The 19666-nt window shown below is 63.9% G+C and carries 17 protein-coding genes; 6 read left to right on the top strand and 11 right to left on the bottom strand.

Translation table 11 applies throughout. The features are described 5' to 3' along the window. Positions 1-1014, top strand: coding sequence for a succinylglutamate desuccinylase (locus DUPY_RS15305; protein WP_070249240.1), 1014 nt, complete (start codon positions 1-3; stop codon positions 1012-1014). A 9-nt stretch (positions 1015-1023) separates the two neighbouring features. Here DUPY_RS15305 and DUPY_RS28650 read toward each other — a convergent pair whose 3' ends face one another. From DUPY_RS28650 to DUPY_RS28410, 6 genes are all read right to left on the bottom strand, one after another. Continuing rightward, positions 1024-1326 carry a DUF3649 domain-containing protein gene (locus tag DUPY_RS28650; protein ID WP_070249239.1) on the bottom strand — a complete coding sequence of 101 codons (303 nt, stop codon included), beginning with the start codon at positions 1324-1326 and terminating at the stop codon, positions 1024-1026. Further along, complete coding sequence (locus tag DUPY_RS15295; protein ID WP_070249238.1) at positions 1323-2891, bottom strand: PepSY-associated TM helix domain-containing protein; 1569 nt, start codon at positions 2889-2891, stop codon at positions 1323-1325. The genes DUPY_RS28650 and DUPY_RS15295 overlap by 4 nt, the downstream gene beginning before the upstream one ends. Before the next feature lie 22 nt (positions 2892-2913). Further along, entirely contained in the window at positions 2914-5349 is a 2436-nt protein-coding gene (locus tag DUPY_RS15290) for a TonB-dependent siderophore receptor (protein ID WP_070249237.1), read from the bottom strand. 89 nt (positions 5350-5438) lie between these two features. After that, a complete protein-coding gene (locus DUPY_RS15285; protein ID WP_070249236.1) occupies positions 5439-6497 on the bottom strand; it encodes a FecR family protein in 1059 nt (352 codons plus the stop codon). 69 nt (positions 6498-6566) lie between these two features. After that, a complete protein-coding gene (locus DUPY_RS15280; protein WP_070249235.1) occupies positions 6567-7097 on the bottom strand; it encodes a sigma-70 family RNA polymerase sigma factor in 531 nt (176 codons plus the stop codon). Positions 7098-7240: 143 nt separating this feature from the next. Further along, entirely contained in the window at positions 7241-7381 is a 141-nt protein-coding gene (locus DUPY_RS28410) for a hypothetical protein (protein WP_167359070.1), read from the bottom strand. A gap of 276 nt (positions 7382-7657) precedes the next feature. Here DUPY_RS28410 and DUPY_RS15275 point away from each other — a divergent pair, with 276 nt between their 5' ends. Beyond that, complete coding sequence (locus tag DUPY_RS15275; RefSeq protein ID WP_070249234.1) at positions 7658-9136, top strand: APC family permease; 1479 nt, start codon at positions 7658-7660, stop codon at positions 9134-9136. Positions 9137-9446: 310 nt separating this feature from the next. Here DUPY_RS15275 and DUPY_RS15270 read toward each other — a convergent pair whose 3' ends face one another. The 3 genes from DUPY_RS15270 to DUPY_RS15260 all read right to left on the bottom strand — a co-directional run bounded on the left by DUPY_RS15270 (position 9447) and on the right by DUPY_RS15260 (position 13803). After that, a complete protein-coding gene (locus DUPY_RS15270) occupies positions 9447-9689 on the bottom strand; it encodes a hypothetical protein (RefSeq protein ID WP_070249233.1) in 243 nt (80 codons plus the stop codon). Between the two features lie 188 nt (positions 9690-9877). Further along, a complete protein-coding gene (locus tag DUPY_RS15265; protein ID WP_070249232.1) occupies positions 9878-12022 on the bottom strand; it encodes an FUSC family protein in 2145 nt (714 codons plus the stop codon). 92 nt (positions 12023-12114) lie between these two features. Then, a complete protein-coding gene (locus DUPY_RS15260; protein WP_070249231.1) occupies positions 12115-13803 on the bottom strand; it encodes a M14 family zinc carboxypeptidase in 1689 nt (562 codons plus the stop codon). Between the two features lie 196 nt (positions 13804-13999). Between DUPY_RS15260 and DUPY_RS15255 the strand changes: the two genes are divergently transcribed. Next, complete coding sequence (locus tag DUPY_RS15255) at positions 14000-14752, top strand: hypothetical protein (protein WP_070249230.1); 753 nt, start codon at positions 14000-14002, stop codon at positions 14750-14752. Here the strand turns inward: DUPY_RS15255 and DUPY_RS15250 are convergent, their stop codons facing one another. Then, complete coding sequence (locus DUPY_RS15250) at positions 14753-15319, bottom strand: NADPH-dependent FMN reductase (protein ID WP_070249229.1); 567 nt, start codon at positions 15317-15319, stop codon at positions 14753-14755. A 158-nt stretch (positions 15320-15477) separates the two neighbouring features. On the opposite strand from DUPY_RS15250, the gene DUPY_RS15245 reads away from it, so the two are divergent. Further along, complete coding sequence (locus DUPY_RS15245; protein ID WP_070249228.1) at positions 15478-15966, top strand: hypothetical protein; 489 nt, start codon at positions 15478-15480, stop codon at positions 15964-15966. 9 nt (positions 15967-15975) lie between these two features. Then, complete coding sequence (locus tag DUPY_RS15240; RefSeq protein WP_070249227.1) at positions 15976-17016, top strand: patatin-like phospholipase family protein; 1041 nt, start codon at positions 15976-15978, stop codon at positions 17014-17016. A 71-nt stretch (positions 17017-17087) separates the two neighbouring features. Here the strand turns inward: DUPY_RS15240 and DUPY_RS15235 are convergent, their stop codons facing one another. Then, complete coding sequence (locus DUPY_RS15235) at positions 17088-18740, bottom strand: methyl-accepting chemotaxis protein (RefSeq protein ID WP_070249226.1); 1653 nt, start codon at positions 18738-18740, stop codon at positions 17088-17090. A gap of 148 nt (positions 18741-18888) precedes the next feature. On the opposite strand from DUPY_RS15235, the gene DUPY_RS15230 reads away from it, so the two are divergent. After that, positions 18889-19617: a GAF domain-containing protein gene (locus DUPY_RS15230; protein ID WP_070249225.1), complete on the top strand. Its 729-nt coding sequence runs from the start codon at positions 18889-18891 to the stop codon at positions 19615-19617. Positions 19618-19666 lie beyond the last annotated feature (49 nt).

The raw sequence follows: 19666 nt of genomic DNA, 5'->3' as shown, positions 1-19666 counted from the left end.
ATGGCTGGCGACCGCACTCCAGCGTCGGCTGCGCTGCCTGCCCTGTTGCCAGAGCCTGTGCGCGCGCTGGCGCAAGCGGACTTCGGCGCGGTCGCGCAGCGCTTCAGTGCGGCCGGCTTCGCAGTCGCGCAGCCGGCCGACGGTGTCCTGACCATCAAGGGATCAGGCGAGCGGCCCGCGCTCCTGATTTCGGTGGGCGTGCACGGCGACGAGACCGGACCGATCGAAATGGTCGCGTACCTGCTCGACGCGCTGTCGCGCGAGGCGGGCAAGCTGGCGGTGAACCTGATGCTATGCGTCGGTAATATCGGCGCCATCCGCGCCGGCAAGCGTTTCATCGACGCGGATTTGAATCGCATGTTCCGCACCGAGCGGGGCACGCTGGCCGGTACGGCGGAAGCCACCCGCGCCGACCAGCTGATCGCCGCCACCACCGATTTCTTCGGTGACGCGGGGCCGGAGCGCTGGCACCTGGACCTGCACACGGCGATCCGGCCATCGGTCTATCCGACTTTTGCCATCGTCCCGGAGCTCATCGCCGAGCAGCCGCGCCGCACCCTGATAGCCTGGCTCGGTGCGGCCGGCATCGGCGCCGTGATCATGAATCCGGCGTCGGTGGGCACCTACAGTTACTACTCGGCCGAGCACCACGGTGCGGCCGGCACCACGGTGGAGCTGGGCCGCATCGGCACCCTGGGACAGAACGACCTGGCGCAATTCGCCGACGCGTCGCAAGCGCTCGACGACCTGCTGCGCGGCGCGACCAACTCGGGCGCCGGCCGCCAGCCGCACATCTTCAACACGGCGCGCCAGATCATCAAGCTGAGTGACCAGTTCCGCATGGCGTTCGGCAAGGAGACCCACAATTTCACGGCCATGCAGCAGGGTCAGGAAATCGCCCGCGACGGCGACACCGTGTACACGGTGCAGCACCCGGAAGAACTGGTGGTGTTTCCCAATCCCGATGTGCGGGTGGGTTTGCGCGCTGGTTTGATGGTGGTGCGAGTAGCCTGATCCCGAGGTTTAATCGAGCAGTGCCTGCGCGCCATACAGCAGCGCGCAGGCAAGCACTGTCGTCAGCCACACCCGCCATGCACTGCGGGTGGCAAATACCCACATTACGTACAGCGTGTAGAACGTAAAGCTGAGCAGGCTGCCGGCCAGCACGCCTTCCGCGCGCGACACGCCCGGAAGCCACGGCAACGCCAAAGCCAGCACGGTCGACAGCAGCGCCGTCAACACGTAGCCACCGAATCCGGCCAGCACGAACCTGCCGGCCACTTCCCAGCGATAGCGGGCGCTCACGCTCGTCGTTTTCGTACTCATCGCTTTTCCTTCCGCCGCGCCTGTTGCACATGCCGCGCCATCACCGCCAGCATGACGCCAAACGCCAGCGCCACCAGTTCGACGCCGGCCCGCTGCCAGTCGCCGGCCGCTGCATACCCCAACAGGTGCTGGCCAGTCGTCACGTAGTTCAACAGCGGCAGCGCGAAGCACAGCACCGCGCCGGCGGCCAGTTGCTCGATCCAGGCGCGCATGAAGGGACGTGCCAGCGCATGCAGCAGGGTGGCAAGCCACAGCCACAGGAAGGCGCGGATCTCCCACACCGCGCGGTCCGGCCACTCTGCTGGCCACTGCGCGGGCAGCAGCCGGTTGGCATAGAAGTAGCCGATACACGCGACCGCGATGCCGGCAATCGCCGCCACGTTGAGCGCTTCGATCACGCGATAGACGCCGGCTGTGGCGCGGCCGAATTCCTGCTCACTTTTCTTGCGGCGCTTGACGCAAAACAGGATGGTGCCGGTCGCCATCATGGCCGTGCCGAGCAGGCCACTGACAAAGTACAACCACTTCATGCTCCAGCCGCCAAAGCGCACCAGGTGCAGCGCTTTTAATACCTCGTGGACGTCGGCGCTGGTGGTCGGCTGGTCCACGCGTGGTGTCTTGACGTCGATGACGGCGCCGGTCACGCCGTCGAACGCCACGCTCGACAGGGTGCTGGCGATGGTCTCTGCTCGGTGGTCGTCGGCGGCGCCGAACACGCGCACGACCATGCCGGTGCGACCCGGCTGCTCGATCAGAACGCGGCGTGCGGGGCGGGCCATCAGGTTTTCCGCCTGCGGCACCAGCAGCGCCAGGTCGTGCATGGTCGCCGGTGCGCCGCCGCGTGGTCGTCGTGCAGGTTCCTTGCCATCGAGCTCGGACTGGTAGCGCTGGTAACCGTCGTCCCCGTACACCGCTTGCAGCGGCCAGGGCATGTAGCTGGTGTAGAAGAACGCCAGCCCGGTATAGACGATCATGAACAGGAACGGCAGCGCCAGCACCGCCGTGGCGTTGTGGGCGTCGAGCCATGATCTCTGGCCCTTGCCGGGCCGGAAAGTGAAGAAGTCCTTGAAGATGCGCTTGTGGACCACCACGCCGGTCACCAGCGCCACCAGCATGCACATCGACGCCCAGCCCACCAGCCAGTAACCTGGCGTGTCGGCCTGCAGCATGTAGTGGAACGACATGAAGTGGCGCCCGCCCTCGGTCTTGCGGCTCGATGCCTGCTCACCGGTGAGCAGCGCGCCGTTGGCCGGGTCGAGTGCGACCGGGCCGCCGCCTTGCCAGACCAGCAGCACCGGGCCGCCGTTCTCGCCCGGCAGTTCGATGCGCCAGAAGCGCGCCTTGCCGGCGTTGGCTGCCAGGTGGGCGGTGGCTGCGCGCAGCACGGCTGCGCGGTCGCCCGATGCGGCCTGCTGCACAACCGGCCGCGCTTCCATCCACTGCGTGATCGGCTGGCGGAAGACCGCCAGCGTCCCGGTGAGGAAAATCGCGCACAGCACCCAGCCGGCTGTCAGGCCGCACCAGGTGTGCAGCCATGACATCTGCTGACGAAAACCGTCTTTCATCACGACCCGGACTCCCGGACGATCAGAAGCTGCCGCGCAGGGTCAGCATCACGTTGGCCGGGTCGCCGTAGTAATTGGCGTTCACAAAGCTCGACAGGGTGCTGTAATAGCGCTTGTCGAACATATTGTTGAAGTTGAGCGTGGCCGACCAGCGCGGATTGATCTGGTACTTGATCATCGAATTCCACACCGCGCGGCCACTGACCACCGCCGACTGCGCGCCGATGGTGCGGTAGCTCATGCTTTGGGTGTTGACGCCACCGCCCACGGTGAAGTCGCGCAGTGCGCCGTCAGGCTGGTACGTGGTCCACAGGCGCAGCATGTGCTTGGGCGTGAAGCTGTTGAAGGCCAGGCCGCCGCTGTTGATGTCTTCCACGTACTTGGTGCGGTTGAAGGTATAGCCGGCGAAGATGTTCCAGCGCTTGGCCAGTTCACCGCTCACTTCCGCATCCACGCCCTGGCTGCGGACCTTGCCGGTGTCGATGTAGCAGTAGTAGTCGCTGCGGCAGGTGGGACTGGTGCTGAAGTCTTCCTGCGCGCGGTTTTTCTGCACCACGCGGAACAGCGCCAGCGACGTATTCAGGCGCCCGTCCAGCAGCTCACCCTTCACGCCGGCCTCGTAGTTGGCGCCCACCAGCGGTTTCAGGGCTTCGCCCGATTCCTTTTGCTCGTACTGCGGCGAGAAGATGTCGGCATAGCTGGCGTAGGCGTTCCAGGTCGGGCTGATCGCGTAAATCAAGCCAGCGTAAGGCGCCAGCTTGGCGTGCTCGCCCTGGTTGGTGGTCGATACCGACGGCGCGCGGCCGGTGGTGGTGGTGTCCCACACGGTGCGCGACCAGCCCACGCGGCCGCCGATGACCAGCTTGAGCGGATCGGCCAGTTGCAGCCGCACGGCGGTGTAGGCGCCGATTTCACGCGACTTGCCCAGCCGCGCTTCGCGCGTGGTCTGGTAGATGAAATCGTCGGAAGGTTCGGCAAAGTCGGGGTTGAAGCTGTTGATGTCGTAGGTGTAGTAGTTGCTGCTCACGCCGTAGATGGTGCTCGCCTCGGCGTAGGAGTAGGTCACGCCGGCCACCACTTCGTGGCGGCGGCCCAGCGCGTCGAACTTGCCGGTGATGTTGGCGTCCACGCCCGAGAGCTTGTTCTTGGCGATGGTGTTGGAGGCGCGCAGCGCGCCGCGATTGGTGGTCGGGTTGATCGCCACGCCGGAGCCGGCGTACTTCATGTCGTTCTTTTCCTCGATGTAGGCGGTGCTCACCTTCAGGGTCCAGTCGTCGTTGAAGTAATGGGTCAGGTCGGCAAAGGCGCCGCGGTTGCTGTTGTCCTGGCGGTTCCAGGTCGCGCCCAGAAACGTCGAGCGTGGCAGTTCCAGGTCGCGGCCATTGGTGTAGCGCGGCAGGCCGTTGAGAAACGGGCGGCCTTTCACTTCTTCGGAACTGAGCGCCAGGTTCACCGTGGTTTGCGGCGAGAGGTCGGCTTCTAGCGTGGCGAACAAGGTGGGGCTGCGGCGGTCGGCGTAGTCGATGAACGATTTCTTGTCCTCGTAGTCGGCCACCACGCGGGCGCGTACCTTGCCGTCGTCGCTGAGCACCCGGCTGGCGTCGAGCTGCAGGCCGTAATTGTCCCACGAGCCGGCCTTGGCCACCACGGTGGTGGCGTCGGTGGACAATGGGCGCTTGCGCACCAGGTTCACCGCGCCGCCCGGATTGCCCGCGCCCTGCAGCAGGCCGGCGGCGCCACGCAGCACTTCCACCCGGTCGTACACGGCGGTGCCGGCATTGAGATTGCTGGCGCGCCCGTACATGCCGCGATTGAGCGGCACGCCGTCGTACTGCACCGTGGTCAGGTCGAACCCGCGCGAGTAGATGTACTTGCCGCCCTGCGGGCTTTGCTGGATGGTCACGCCGGTGGTGCTGGCCAGGGTGTCGTACACGGTAGTGAGGGCCTGCTCGTCGAGCAGCTGGCGCGTGACCACGCTGATCGATTGCGGGATGTCCTTCAGTGCCTGCTCGCCCTTGCCGATGCTGACCGCGCGCGTAGTGTACGAACCGGTGCCTTCGGTGGTGGGGCTGGCCTGGGCCGTGACGGCGACCGTCGCCAGGGTTTGCACGGCGGCGTCTTCGCGGCGCTGGGGACGAATGGTGATCACGGTGCCGTCAATATCGGCGGCCAGGCCGCTGCCGGTCAGCAGCATGTGCAGCGCATCGCGCGCGGTCATGCGGCCGTTGACCGCCGGCGCAGTTTTACCGGCCACCAGCGCCGGCTGCACCATCAGTTCCAGGCGGGTCTGGCGCGCCAGCGCGTCGAGCGCAGGGGCCAGCGGCTGGGCGCCGATGCGAATCTCGACGGCGACCGCCGCCGATGGCGATGGCGCGGACTGGGCGTGGGCGCCGGAGGTGCTAAAGGCGAGGGCGATGGCCAACGCCAGTGGCGCGGGCTGAAAAGTGAAACGGGACATGCGTTCTCCAGAGGTTGAATAAGAATCCTTCTCATGTAGACGCATGGTGACGCAGAACCCCAACCCCGTTTGCAAAAATATTGAAAAAATTATTGGGCGCGCGTAGAAACGATCTCGGTGACCGCACCGTCGCGCCGCAACGCCACCGGCAGCACGCGCGGCAGCACGCGGCGGAAGTTCTCCAGCCGGTGCGGGTCGAACGTGCCGGTCACGCGCAGGGCCGCAACATCGGCATCGCGCACCAGCAGGCCGGTGCTGCCGTAACGGCCGAACTCCGCCAGCACTTGGGCCAGCGGCGTGTTGTCGAAGGTGATGCGGCCGTCGCGCCAAGGCGCGATGCCGGCTTCGGCCACCTGGCCGATCAATCCCAACCGGCCGTTGGCGTCTGCCGCGATGCGCTGGCCCCCGCGCAGTTCCATCACCGGCGAACCGGCGCCGCCGGCCACGCGCACGCGGCCTTCCTCGACCTGCACCCGGATTTCTTCGGCGCCCGGAATCTCCGGCGTGTGGCGCACCGAAAAGCGGGTACCCACCACCGTCACGCGCACGGCGCCGGCCAGCACCGCGAACGGGCGCGCCTGGTCGCCCTGGACATGGAACACCGCCTGGCCACCGAGCAGGCGCACCTCGCGCCGCTCGCGGTACAGGGCCACGGCGACGCGGGTGTCGGTATCGAGGCGCAGCGTGCTGCCGTCGGGCAGGGTGATGTCCTGCTGCTGGCCGCGCAGGGTGCGAAAGTCGCCCGCGTACAGCGGTTGCTGTTGCCAGCGGTTCCAGGCCAGGTAGCCGCCGCCGGCTGCCGATAGCGCGACCGTGGCCAGCGCCGCCCGTGGGGCAATGGCGGCCACACCCGCCAGCCAGTCACGCCTGCCGCGCGATGCCGGGGTACTGGCGCCCTTCGCCGCTGCCAGGTCCGCCGCCAACTGGCGCCGCAGCTGCGCGATGCCATCGACCGGCAGGTCGTCGAGCTGGCGCCAGTCGCCGTGCCAGCGCGCCAACGCCGCGCGGTGGGCCGGATCCGCTTGCAGCCAAGCGTGGAACGCGGCTTCTTCGGCAGCCGTCAAGGCGCGCTGGCGACGGGCGAACCAGTCCAGCGCCTGCTGATCGACGTCGCTCAAAGGATTAGGGGATGACGGGCTTGGGCTCATGGCAAAGTCATGGGGATATCGATGTAGACGCGCGAGCTGGCGCCAGCCCAACCCCGGGCGGCGAATAATTCATTCATGCGGTGGACTTTCGGCGCAGCGGCGGCACGCCTGCATGGCATGCTTGATATGGCGCTCGACCATGGTTACCGAAATACCCATCTGCTGCGCCACCGCCGCCTGCGACAGGCCGTCGAATTTATGCAGGATGAAGGCTTCGCGGCAGCGCAGCGGCAGCTCGCCGATCACGGCCAGCATCGCCGCCACGCCCTGGGCGGACATGGCGGCGGTTTCGGGTTCGAGGCCGGCCGGCGCGGCCAGTGTATCGAGCGCAGAGAAGTTGGCGTCGCCGTCGCTGGCGTGCACGTCATAGTAATCGTGGTCAGCACCGACGCCGCGCACCGTGTCGCGCCGGTGCTGGTCGATGACCAGGTTGCGCGCAGTGCGGTAGAGCAGAGCGCGCGGTTCGGCGATGGTCACGCCGTCCTGCTGCATGGCCAGCACGCGCGCGTAGCTTTCCTGCGCCAGGTCGGCGGCAGCCTCGCGGTTGTTCACCGCGCGCGACAGGAAGTTGAGCAGTTCTCGGTAGTAGCGTGTTACCACATAGGTCCAAAGCCAAGGGGACGACGGCTCCCGTCACAGGCTGGCTTGGACTGCACTGGCTGACCCTGGGTGTCAGGGATACCCCTTCTTATCCCGACCGCGCCAATTTTACAGGCTGGCAGGGAGGAGGTCAGCAGTAAATGCTAGTTGGAGTTCTGGCCGCGTACGATGAGGACGGCGGCAAGTGTGGCGGCAAAGCCCAGCAGGGCGGCGGCAACAGTAACGGCCGGATGGACACGGCGGGAAACGGTAGGAATATAGGACTGGATTTTTTTAACCGGCATAACACGAATCTCCCTGAGGTCTTATGTAAATGTCAAACTGAGTATCAAACCAAGTATCAAGCCAAGTATCAATCTTGTACCCGAGAGTAGCGCGCACATGGATCACGATCTACATTCTCGCTGTATCAAAAGTAAGTAACTGTAACGACAATAGCATTGTTAGCACTTTATTTAAGTTGTATAGATCACACACAAGAACTTTCTTGGTGGAAGGCGTAAAGGCCTATAATCGCTTAGTTTTTTTTTGCCCGAACATATCTCCCACAAGGAATCACTGTGAATCAAACGCTGGTCCAGAAGCTGACCCGTACCAAGCCGGTCGCTCCACACGTTGAGCAGGTCAGCGCCGATCAAGCGCCTTCCGGCAACCGCCTGCACCGCTCGATGGGATTGTTTCCGCTGACGATGATCGGCGTTGGCGCCACCATCGGCACCGGTATTTTCTTTACCATGGTCGAGGCTGTGCCCAAGGCCGGCCCGTCGGTAGTGCTGTCGTTCCTGATCGCGGCCATTACCGCCGGTCTGACCGCGCTGTGCTATGCCGAGCTGTCGTTCCGCATCCCGGCATCGGGCTCGTCGTATTCGTTCGCGTATGCCACGGTGGGGGAATTCCTGGCCTTCATCATGGCCGCCTGTTTATTGCTCGAGTATGGCCTGGCGGCCAGTGCCACGGCGATCGGCTGGTCCGACTACCTGAACAACTTCCTCAACAACGCATTCGGCTGGCATATCCCGGAAATGTTGCGCTCACCCATGATCGTGGCCACGGCCAGCCACGGCATCGAGCTGCGTCCCGGCCACGTCAACCTGCCGCCGATCCTGCTGGTGATTTTGTGCTGCACCTTGCTCATACGCGGCACCAAGGAATCGGCCACCACCAACGCCATCATGGTGCTGATCAAGCTGGCGATCCTGGTGTTCTTCATCGTGATCGCGTTCTCGGGTTTCGATATCAACAACTTCCACCCGTTCTTCAGCCCTGACGGCGGTGTGCATACCACCGGCATGGCCGGCGTGACTGCTGCTGCGGCCACCGTGTTCTTCTCGTTCATTGGCCTCGACACCGTAGCCACCGCCGGCGAGGAAGTGCGCAATCCCACCCGCAACGTGCCGATCGGCATCTTGTCGGCGCTGGCGATTGTGACCGTGTTTTATATGCTGGTGGCGTTCGCTGCCATGGGGGCGCAGCCGGCGTCGATGTTTGCCGGCCAGGAAGCCGGGCTGGCCGTGATTTTGCAGAATGTGACCGGCCACAAGTGGCCGGCGCTGGTGCTGGCGGCCGGCGCGGTCATTTCAGTGTTCAGCGTGACCTTGGTGACGATTTACGGCCAGACCCGCATCCTGTACGCAATTTCCAAGGACGGCCTGATTTCCAAGACCTTCCAGAAGGTTAATCCACGTACGGCTTCGCCGGTGCAAAACACCCTGATCGTCAGCCTGGTCGTTGGCCTGGTGGCCGGCTTTGTCGATGCGACCTTCCTGTGGGACATGGTCAGCATGGGCACCTTGACGGCGTTCATCGTGGTGTCGCTGGCGGTGCCGGTGTTGCGCTACAAGCAGCGCGCCAACCCGACCGCCGGCTTCCGCGTGCCGTTCGGTCCTTACCTGGTGCCGGGGCTGAGCATCAGCGCCTGCCTGTACTTGATGTTCGGCCTGTCACTGACGACTTACACGATCTTTGCGATCTGGATGTCGGCAGCCGTCATCACTTATTTTCTGTATGGAATGCGCAACTCCCGTTTGAATAGGCAGTAAGCCGGCCAGACGTTAAAAAGCCCCGGCCGCGTAAGCGGACCGGGGCTTTTGCCCATTTGATCAAGACGCCAGAGCGCTTAACACAACCTGCAGGGCAAGGCGCAGCGACGAAGACAGTACGAATGTACGGCGAGGAGCTGCAACGAAGCCCTGGAGGTTATGTTACGCGCTCTTACTTTGCGCTGCCTGGCTTGGCGCCGAGGTAAAGACGCAGAGCAACAGCGGTCAGGGCAACGGCAACTGGCAGGTTTTCGATGATGGTCAGCATGGTGTTTCTCCTTGAATTCGGTCAGTCAAACAGGGTTCAGGCTTAAGCGCGGGCTGCGGCGTAACGCAGTTCCGATGCCAGGCTCGGCGAGTGCGACGCCACTTCGTTGGCGGTGCTGCTCAGCCACCAGATGGTTTCTTCGGCGCTCTCTTCAGCGGCGATCTGCTCGGCCACGGCAACGGGCTTCTTGACGAATACCGCGATGAACAACTTGCGCACTGCGTTGGTAACGTCGCTGGCGAAGTCGGTAACGTTGGTGTGGTAGTTGAAAACGGTAGTGGTCATGTGGAGCTCCTTGAGAATGTCTGTTTGATGCAGTGCAGTATGCGCCTCTCGGAGAAATAAATATACTTTCATTTTGTGATGCATGCGATAGAAAAACCGTATAACACTATCGTGTTGCCGCACGGTATGATATTCGCTATCGTGATAACTGGCGCGATGGTGCTGCTACTTTCGCTTTCATTTATTCATCAGGCAATATTGCGCAGTACAGCCTGGCTGTAGCCGATGATTTTTACGGCATCGGCCTGCAACAGGCGGATGCGGCGCTGCACCAGCGGCCAGCCCGACCACGGCACCGCGTCCGCGGCAGGCGCATCGGGCAAGGCTTCGACGTGGATGTACGCGGCTTGCGGATCGAGCGCCTGGCTCAAGGTGCGCACCACCTGGTCGTGGCTGATGCCGAGCATGGCGTTGACCGGTTCGGTGGGCAATTCGACCACGTGGCGGCGCAGGATGGCGCGCAGGGCCGCCACGTGCGCCACCAGCAGGTAGTTTTGCACGATGAACAAATTGATATCTTCCACCGCGCGCCGCTTGCTGGCCGGCTCGTCCAGCATGCGCACCAGCGCCGAGCTGAGCCCCGCCAGGCTGTCCATCAAACGCTTGCGCTCGATGCGGTAGGCGAAGTCGTCCTTGCCCTTGCCTTGCAGCAGGTCGAAGCTGGCCTGCATATAGCGCAGGTTTACTTCCAGCACACCGCGCACCAGCCGCGGCACGCTCTGGTATTCCCAGTTGGCCAGCACGAAGCTGAAGGCGGTGGCCACGGCTGCACCGATGAAGGTATCGACCAGCCGCTCCATGATCAGGTCGTTGTTGCCGGGCGCGATCAGGTGCATCTGCAACAGGATCATGATCGACACCGCCACTGCCGCGTACCGGTAGCGCAGGTAAATAAAGGTGGGCGTGGCCACCGTGGCCAGCACCAGCATGGCCAGGATTACCGCCATGTTGCTGATCACGTGCAGCACCACCGCCGTGATCACGCAACCGATGATGGTGCCGATGATGCGGTCGGTGCGGCGCTGCTTGGTCATGCTGAAGCTCGGTTTGAGGATGATGACGATGGTGAGCACGATCCAGTAACTGTGCGCCGCGTAGGGCAGCAGCGCCGCCACCGCCAGGCCCACGGAGATCGCCATCGCCACCCGCAGCGAGAAGCGGAAGATCGGCGAGTCGAGCCGCAGGTGCGACAGGATCATGCGTAGTTCATATTTCTGCTGCGACAGGAACGGACCCATGTCGGCATCGACCCAGAACGGCGTGGTCGCGTAGGCCTTCTGGCTGGCCTGGTGCAGCTCGCCGATCATCCTGATGATGGCGCGGATTTTGTTGCGCTGCGCGCGCAGCACGGCCAGCGCCTCCTGCTGGGGTTTGCCGGCGGCAATGCGCGCCTGCAGCGCGGCCAGTTCGGCTTCGACGGCGTCGAGCTCCGGGCCGTAGCTAATCTCGGGGTACGAGGCTTTCTTGCGGGTGACATCGTAGGCCACCGATTCGATATCGCGCGCGCACTTCCAGGCCAGGTCGTGCAGCGTGGTCATCACCGGCGAGTCGGCCAGGTGCAGGCGCAGCTGGGCGTAGTCGGTGTGGGTGGACAGCACCAGTTCGTACAGGTCGAGCATGCACACGTGGGTTTGCACCACGATGGCGTCCTTGGCATTCAAGTGGGCGCGCAGGATCAGGTCGCGCGAGGCCTGCTGGCGGTCGGCCAGCACGCTTTGCTGGCGCACCAGCTTGTTGAACTGCTCGTTAAGATTGAAACGGGTGTCGTAGAAATCGGCCTTGATGTCGATGTAATGGGCCAGCTCGAACAGCGCCTCGGCCAGCACCTGCTGCTTGATACGGTGGCGCAAGATCCAGGATACCCCCATCGCATAGGCCAGGTAGGCCACCGCGCCCGAGGTGAACCAGGCGGTATGGATGAAGGACTGGCTGGCCGTCATCGAGTGTTCCATCGACATGGTCATGATGAATAGCGTGGCCAGTTGCAGCGGCATCGACTTTTTGCCGTACACCACCATCATGCAGGCGAAAAAGCTGATCAGCACCAGCATGACCATTAACAGCCAGTGCAGCGGCGCGCACAGGCTGATCAACAGCGTGACGAAGCTGCACAGCAGTACCGACGCGCTCATCTCGTTGAACTTGTGGCGCAGCGGGCTGGGCATATCCATCAGCGCCGTGCACAGCGCGCCGATACACACCGTCATCGCGGTGTGCAGGTTGGTGAACTGCAGCGAGATCAGGGTGACGCCGACCAGGCCGGCGGCAAAACGCAGCCCCAGGTAAAAATAGTGGCTATAGAAAAACGTGCGCAGGTTGAGTGCGTAATGCATGCGGTGACCTTGTGGGCGGCGAAACAAGCGACAAGATGCACGCGGCGGGATCGCCGCTGCGTGCATCGGAAAAACGCAAACTTTATGCGGCTTTAGAAGACCGACAACACCGGGTAGCGGCGCCACTCCGGCTCCGCGTGGCGTTGGCCGTGTTCGAAGATAAAGCCCAGTACCGCATCCTGTTGCGACAGCAGCGCCGGGTTGGCCGCCTTCCATGCGTCGAACTTGGCTTTCAATTCAGGCTCGGTCTCGAGCATGTCCAGCGCCAGGTCTTCGAACACGTAGTCCGAGTACGCTTCCTTCTTTTCCAGCACGCTGTTGAAGAAGCCCCAGCGGAAGAACGAGTCGTGGCCCAGCGGTTCGAGCGTTTCTACCGCGTAGCGGGCGTTGTGCTGCTTGAGCGGAATGAACCAGTCGCCGGCCTGTACCGTGAAGCTGCCGGTGCGCGCTTCGAGCTCGACCGCGTCGTGGTACAGATGGCCTTCGTAGGCGTTGGGGCGCGAGGTGACCGAGACGATGTGATAGTACTGCGCCTCGATGGTGGCGGCCTCGTCGAATGGCGCCATTTCCACGCCGTTCCACTTCAGGCGCTCGATCGCTTCGCGCCACGCTTGCGGCACGATATAGCCTTTGGGGGCGCGCACGGTGGCCGCTGGCACGAAGCTGTTGTAGTAGGCGATGTCCTTTTCCCACGGCTGGGTGCGGTCGTACGACAGGCGCTGGTAGTTGCCCAGCAGGCTGGGACTGCGCTTGGCCGCGTAACCGTTGAAGCGGAAGGTCGAGGGGTTGGCTTCGTCCATCTTCCAGTTGACGGTCCATTCGCTGGCGTTGGCGGCCTGCTCGCGGGCATCGGCGCGCAGCTTGATGATCCGCTCACCGTGCGCGGTGGTGAAGGCCATGGTCACGTCCAGCAGCGCGCGCATCGACTCGTAGCGGTCCTTGAACGGCTTGAGCATATGGGTCTCCGGCATGAAGCCGATCACGTGGTGCAGGGCGGCGAAGCCGGTGGAAAAGCGCGGCACTTCCAGAAATTCGGCAATGCCGTCGTCGGGCGTGTCGTGCACCGGGTTGACGTACGGGCAGGTAGGCCAGCCCTTGGCTGCCATCTGTGCGTAGATGTGCGGCAGCATGGTGTCGCGCAGGAATGGGCCCAGGCCATAGCCGAGCTTGTCGGCCTGGGTGTGGATCAGGGTCATCGTGTACGGGTAGTCGGCGCCGTTGGAAGTGTGGGTATCGACCATCACGTCCGGGTCCCAGGTGCTCACCAGCTGGTTGAACAGCTGGGCGTTGAGGGTGTCGCACTTGATGAAGTCGCGGTTCAGGTCCAGGTGGCGGCTGTTGCCACGGAAGCCGAACTGTTCGGGGCCATCCTGGTTCACGCGCGAGGTGTTGGCGCGGTTGAGGGCGCCATCGACGTTATACAGCGGCACGAACAGCAGCACGGTGGTGCCCAGCGCGGCCAGCTTGTCGGCATCGAAGCACAGGTCGCGCACGATGGCCATGCAGGCATCGACGCCCTCGGGTTCGCCGGGGTGGATGCCATTGTTGTTGAAGAACACCGGGCGGCCCTGCGCCTTGATCAGGTGGCGGTCGAATACGCCGTCGGCGCTGACCACGCCGGCGTGGATCGGCACGCCGCCATCGGACGTGCCGATCTGCTCAAAACGCAGCACTTGCGGGAAGCGCTGCGCCAGTTGCTCGTAGAAGGCGATGCATTCGCTGTGCAAGGTGGTCTGGTTTTGATTGCCCTGTTCGTAGGGTGTCGGCATTTCTGGGTGCATGGCGGTCTGGTTCTCAGGAGGCATGTTGGCGGTGCGTGCGGTGTGCCTTGTGAGCTTGCCGGCACGTTTCAAGGGCGACAATTGTATCATTGCTGCCCGTTTTTTGAGCGCTTGCCGGGCCTCGCTTGAGTTGCATTAAGGAAAATAATCGTCATCGATGGTGTACTGGGACCCTGTACACAGGGAGGAGGCGATGATGCGAAACAAGACCGGGATGGCCGCGGGTATCGCGGTAGCGCTGGTGCTGGCGCTGGGATGCCGGCTGGGGCTGGCGCAGATCGGGCCGCGCTACACGGTGGACATCATGACCGGCAAAGGTTGGCAGGGCGGCTCGGGCAAGGCGCAGCAGGGCCGGCTGGAACTGGTCGGCAAGGGGCTGACGCTGATCCGCTACGATGGCCTGCGCATCCTTACCGTGGGTGCGGACGCGGAAGCTTACAGCGCCGCAGCCGTCGGTGACTGGCCGCAGGCCGACCTGCTGGTCATGAGCCCGGCGTTGACGGGGCGCTACAGCGGCCTGGCGCCGCTGGCAGCGCTCCATGGCCTGAACGTGCTGTTGCCCGCGCCAGTCGATGGCACTCCCGTGCCGCCGGGACCGCGCTTCTATCCGATGCACACCTGGGATGTGCTACACCTGCGCAAGGGCAAGGCATTGCTGCGCGTGACGGCCATGCCGGGGCCCCCTGGGATGGCGCAAATTGCGGGTTTCGTGCTGGAGCTGGGGGCGGGGCGGACGTCGTACCGGGTGTATATCAGCTGCACGCCGCTTGAAGACGCGGAACTCGAGGCGCTGCCGGCGCGGCTGCCGGGGGCGGACCTGGCGTTGCTGCCGGTGCCGGCAGAACCGGCGCCGCGCCTGCTGCCCCTGCAACCGGGGCACCAGCAGCGCCAACTGGCGCCGACGGTACTCACCCGTGCCGGCTACGCGTTTACCGCCATCAGGCGCTGATTATTTTTTGGCGTTGGTCTCGACCCACACGGCGTAGGTATCGATGAATTTCTTCAGGAATTTTTTGGTGTCTTCGTTGTTGACCTTGCCGTCATCGCCGAGCAGCTTGGCGGCGCTGCCGATGTACATTTCCGGCTGTTGCAGCACCGGCATGTCGAGGAACACCAGCGACTGGCGCAGGTGGTGGTTGGCGCCAAAGGCACCGGTCGCACCAGGGGTGATGCTGACCACGCCGGCCGGCTTGCCGGTCCACACGCTGCTGCCGTAAGGACGCGAGCCGACGTCGAGCGCGTTCTTCAGGGCGGCGGTGGTGGAGCGGTTGTATTCCGGGGTGAAGAACAGCACGCCTTCGAACTCCTGCATGCGCTCGCGGAACTGGGTCCAGGCCTGCGGCGGCACCGCGCCGTTTTCTTCCAGGTCCTGGTTATAGATGGCGAGTTCGCCGATCTCGACGATTTCCAGGTTCAGCGATTCGGGCGCCAGGGCAATGACTTCGTGGGCAAATTTGCGGTTGATCGAATCTTTGCGCAGGCTGCCGATGATGACAGCGATTTTCTTGGCGGGCATGTGAACTCCAGTAGGTGGGTCGATAGGGGAAAAACAGACCGCTTACTGTAACCGATCCCCACCGCCACAGGGCGCGCGCCAGCCTTTTGGGAGGGGTGCGCCGTGATGCCGAATTTTTGGATAGGCTGGCGTATCGATTAACGCACTCGGGAGACGTTATGGATAACTGGAAAGTTATTGTTGGCAAGGGCATGGCGCCGGGCTTGTTGGCCAGTTTGGCGTCCACGGCGGTACTGGCGCTGTTCTCGAAGAAGGAGGCTGGCAGCCCGTTCGCGGGCGCCAACGCCATCAGCCATTGGCTGTGGGGCGACCGCGCCTTCGAGCAGGACCGGCCCACCTTGAAATATACGCTGGTCGGCTACGGCATCCACCACGCCAGCTCACATTTCTGGGGCAGCATCTTCGAGCAACTGGCCGGCCGCGTGCTGGGGAAGAAATCGCCGGCCGCCACGGTGGCGGCGTCGGCGGCAGCCACTGCCGTGGCCTGCGTTGTCGACTACAAGCTCACGCCTAAAAGATTCCAGCCCGGCTTCGAGCAGCGCGTCTCGCGCAGCTCGCTGGCGTGGGTGTACGTGGCGTTCGGCGTTGGCCTGGCTGCTGGCGCCTGGCTCAACCATCGCCATGACGATGGCGCCGGTTTGTCGTAAGGGCCGCGCATGACGACGCCGCTCCGCAAGACCGTCAGCCTCGGCCTGCAAGGCGCGGGCACGTACGGGGCCTTCACCTGGGGTGTACTCGACCGCCTGCTCGATGAAGACGACCTGGTGTTCGACAAGATCAGCGGCAGCAGCTCGGGCGCCATCAACGCCGTGGTGCTGGCCGATGGTTATGCCCATGGCGGCGGCCGGCGCGGCGCGCAGGCCGCCTTGCGCCGCTACTGGACCACGCTGGGGCAGACCATGACGTTCAGCCCGCTGCAGCGCACGCCGTTCGATCGCCTGACCGGCAGCTGGACGCTCGAACATTCACCCATCTATCACCTGCTGGAAATGGGCGCAGCGTTCCACGGCCCGGTATGGGAGGCGCCGCTCACGCAAAATCCGCTGCGCAACTTCCTCACCGCCATGGTGGACTTCGAGCGCGTGCGCGCCTGCACCGAGCTGCAATTATTTATAGCGGCTACCAATGTGCGCACCGGTGCCGGCCGCATGTTTACCAGGGAGGAGCTCGACCCGCAACGGGTACTGGCCTCGGCCTGCCTGCCCACGGTGTTTGCCGCTGTCGAGGTGGACGGCGAGAGCTACTGGGATGGCAGCTTCGTGGCCAACCCGCCGCTGGCGCCGTTTCTCGAGCACGGCGCGCGCGATATCCTGGTGGTCCAGAACAACCCCGTCTCGCGCAGCCGGGCGCCGCGCAGCGTGGCCGACATCGCCAATCGCACCAATGAAATCGCCTTCAACATGAGCTTTTTGCGCGAGATCGCCGCCCTGCAGCACGGCCAGGGTGTGCCGCTGGAAGAGCGGGGCGACACGATGGCGTTCGATCGCCCGCGCCTGCACCTGATCAGCGGCATCGACATGCTGGCCGACTACAGTATCTCGAGCAAGCTCAATGGCGAGCTCGGTTTCCTGCTGCACTTGCATGAAGCGGGCGTGTCCGCAGCCGAGGCCTGGTTGCGCGAACATAAGGAGCAAATCGGCGTGGCCGATACGCCGTTACCGGCGACCACATACGGCAGGGTACGCACGGCAACCTGAACTGCTGCGGGCAGACCGGCAAGGTGCATGCAGGCACGCCGCAGGCCATACACCCGGGCCAGTCAGTCCAGTCAACCCAGTTGCAACTGCAGACCGGACCGGCGCTGCGTGCGGGGCCTCAGCGTCGCCGCCACTGGCGTCGGCGCCTGCTTCACGCCGTCGAGTTGAAACACGCTGACGACCGTCTCCAGGCCTTGCGCCTGTTCGTGCAGGGAATCGGCTGCAGCACTGGCTTCTTCCACCAGCGCCATGTTCTGCTGGGTCAATCCGTCCATTTGCACGATGGCGGCGCGAATCTGGTCGAGGCCGGTAGCCTGCTCCTGGCTGGCGCCGGTGATCTCGCCCATGATGCCGGTCACGCGCTGCACGCTGCCGACGATTTCCTGCATGGTCGCGCCGGTCTGGTTCACCAGCTTGGCGCCGCTGCCCACTTTTTGCACCGAGTCTTCGATCAGCACTTTGATTTCCTGTGCCGCCGCCGCCGAGCGTTGCGCCAGGTTGCGCACTTCCGACGCCACCACGGCAAATCCGCGCCCCTGTTCGCCAGCGCGCGCCGCTTCCACGGCGGCGTTGAGCGCCAGGATATTGGTCTGGAACGCAATGCTGTTGATCACGCCGATGATGTCGGCAATCTTGTTCGACGAGGCGCTGATCGAGCCCATGGTATCGACCACCTGCGCCACCAGCACACCGCCCTTGACCGCCACTTCGGAGGCCGACAGCGCCAGCGTGTTGGCCTGGCGCGCACTGTCGGCATTCTGCTTGACGGTAGCGGTCATTTCCTCCATCGACGACGAGGTTTCCTCGAGCGAGGCGGCCTGTTCTGCCGAGCGCTGCGACAGGTCGTGGTTGCCGGCGGCAATCTGCGCCGAGGCGCTGGCCATGTGGCTGGTACTGCCGCGCACTTCGGCGACGATGCCGGCCAGGTTGTCCTTCATCGTGTCGAGCGCGGTCAGCAAGGTGCCGATTTCGTTGGTGCTATGAATGGTGGCGTCGCCACGCAGGTCGCCTGCCGCCACCCGCTCGGCAATTGCCATGGCCTGTTGCAGCGGCTGGGCAATCGCCCTGATCAGCAGGTAGCCGACGGCCAGCGCCAGCGCGGCGCCCAGCAGCAGTGCCGCAATCGTGCTGTAACGCATGGTGGACAGGCTGTCCTGCACGATGTCGTGGTTGGCTTCGGCGCGCTCGTCGCTGAATTTTTTCAGCGCTGCCAGGGCCACGTCACCGACGCGGTAGGTGGGGTTGATTTTCTTGATGAGCACCAGCTCGGCATCGTCCCAGTCGCCGTTCTTGATGGCAGCGACGGCAGCGGCAATATGCGCCACGCCCAGGCCATCGCTCGTGCGGTACCACTCTTGCGCCAGGGCTTTCTGTTCGGCGTTGTCGATGCTGTCGAGATACCGCGTCCAGCGCTCGGTGATGCGCGCGCTGGCCGCATCGATCACGCCCCAGTGCACGCTCAGCTCGTGGTCGTGCAGCTTGGCCCATTCGAATTCGGTGTTGTGTTGCAGCGCCTGCAGGATCTGGCTGCGGTTGGTTTCCATGTCGAGCCGGATGGCGTTGCGCTCGCCGGCGCGGGCCTGGTCGGCCAGCGTGACGTCGTTGATCAGCGCGACAGAGCGGTCGGCTGCATAGATGCCATAGCTTCCGATGAGCACGATGACGGTCATCAGTGCTGCCAACGCGGCAATCACCAGGTGCTTGATTTTGATATTGGACAGCATGATTGCCTTACGAAAATTGATGATACAAGGTTAATTAGGGTTGCACTATAGCATCATAAAATGAATTCGTCACATTTTTCTATTGAATTCATTAATTTTTGCGAGATTGAGTTCTTGTTACACCACAGTGATTGCGCTACAGTCCGGAATGGCCATCACACTTTCCGCTCCCGGCACCCCAGCCGATACCGACCAAGACTCGATCCTGACCAGCAAAGGCGTGGCTGCGCTATTGGGCATTTCCATCTCGACTGCACAACTGTGGATGGAAAACGGCAATTTGCCGTCCTGGAAGACGCCTGGCGGTCATCGCCGTGTGCAGCTGTCGTCGGTGCGGCGCTTGCAACAACGCCTGGCGCATGACGCCGGCGAACCAGAGGTGGTCCCGCTCAGTGGCGCCGCGCTGACGCCTGCCGAGGCGCAGCGGCTGGCAGCGGTGGACCGGTCTGGATTGCGGGAGCGCGCGATCGGCCCGATCTTCGACCCGCTGACCTGGCTGGCGGCCACGGTCACGACAGCGCCGATCGCTCTGCTGACCTTGCTCACGCAGTCGCAGCAGCTGTTTTTATCGCGCCAGGGCGTGGCGTTGACGGGCACCCCGCGCGACTGGGCGTTTTGCAATTACACGATTGCCCAGGACGATTTGTTCTTCGTGACCGACACGCTCGACGATCCGCGTTTTCGCGACAACCCGCTGGTCACCGGCGCGCCGCATATCCGCTTTTATGCCGGCGTGCCGCTGATTGATGCGGATGGCTTCAAGCTCGGTTCGCTGTGCGTGATCGATACCGAGCCGCGCCGCCTGACTGGCCAGCAGGCGCGTGCGCTGCGTGAGCTCGGTGGCATCGCCTGCCGTGAAATCAGGCAGCAGCGATAAAACAGTCATAAAAAAACCACGCCGCAGCGTGGTTTTCGAGAGAGCAGAA

It is taken from the genome of Duganella phyllosphaerae, from assembly GCF_001758785.1.
GTDB classification, from domain to species: Bacteria; Pseudomonadota; Gammaproteobacteria; order Burkholderiales; family Burkholderiaceae_D; genus Rugamonas; species Rugamonas phyllosphaerae.
Note: the sequence above shows the minus strand (reverse complement) of the source record. Positions and strands in the feature narration are given on the sequence as shown.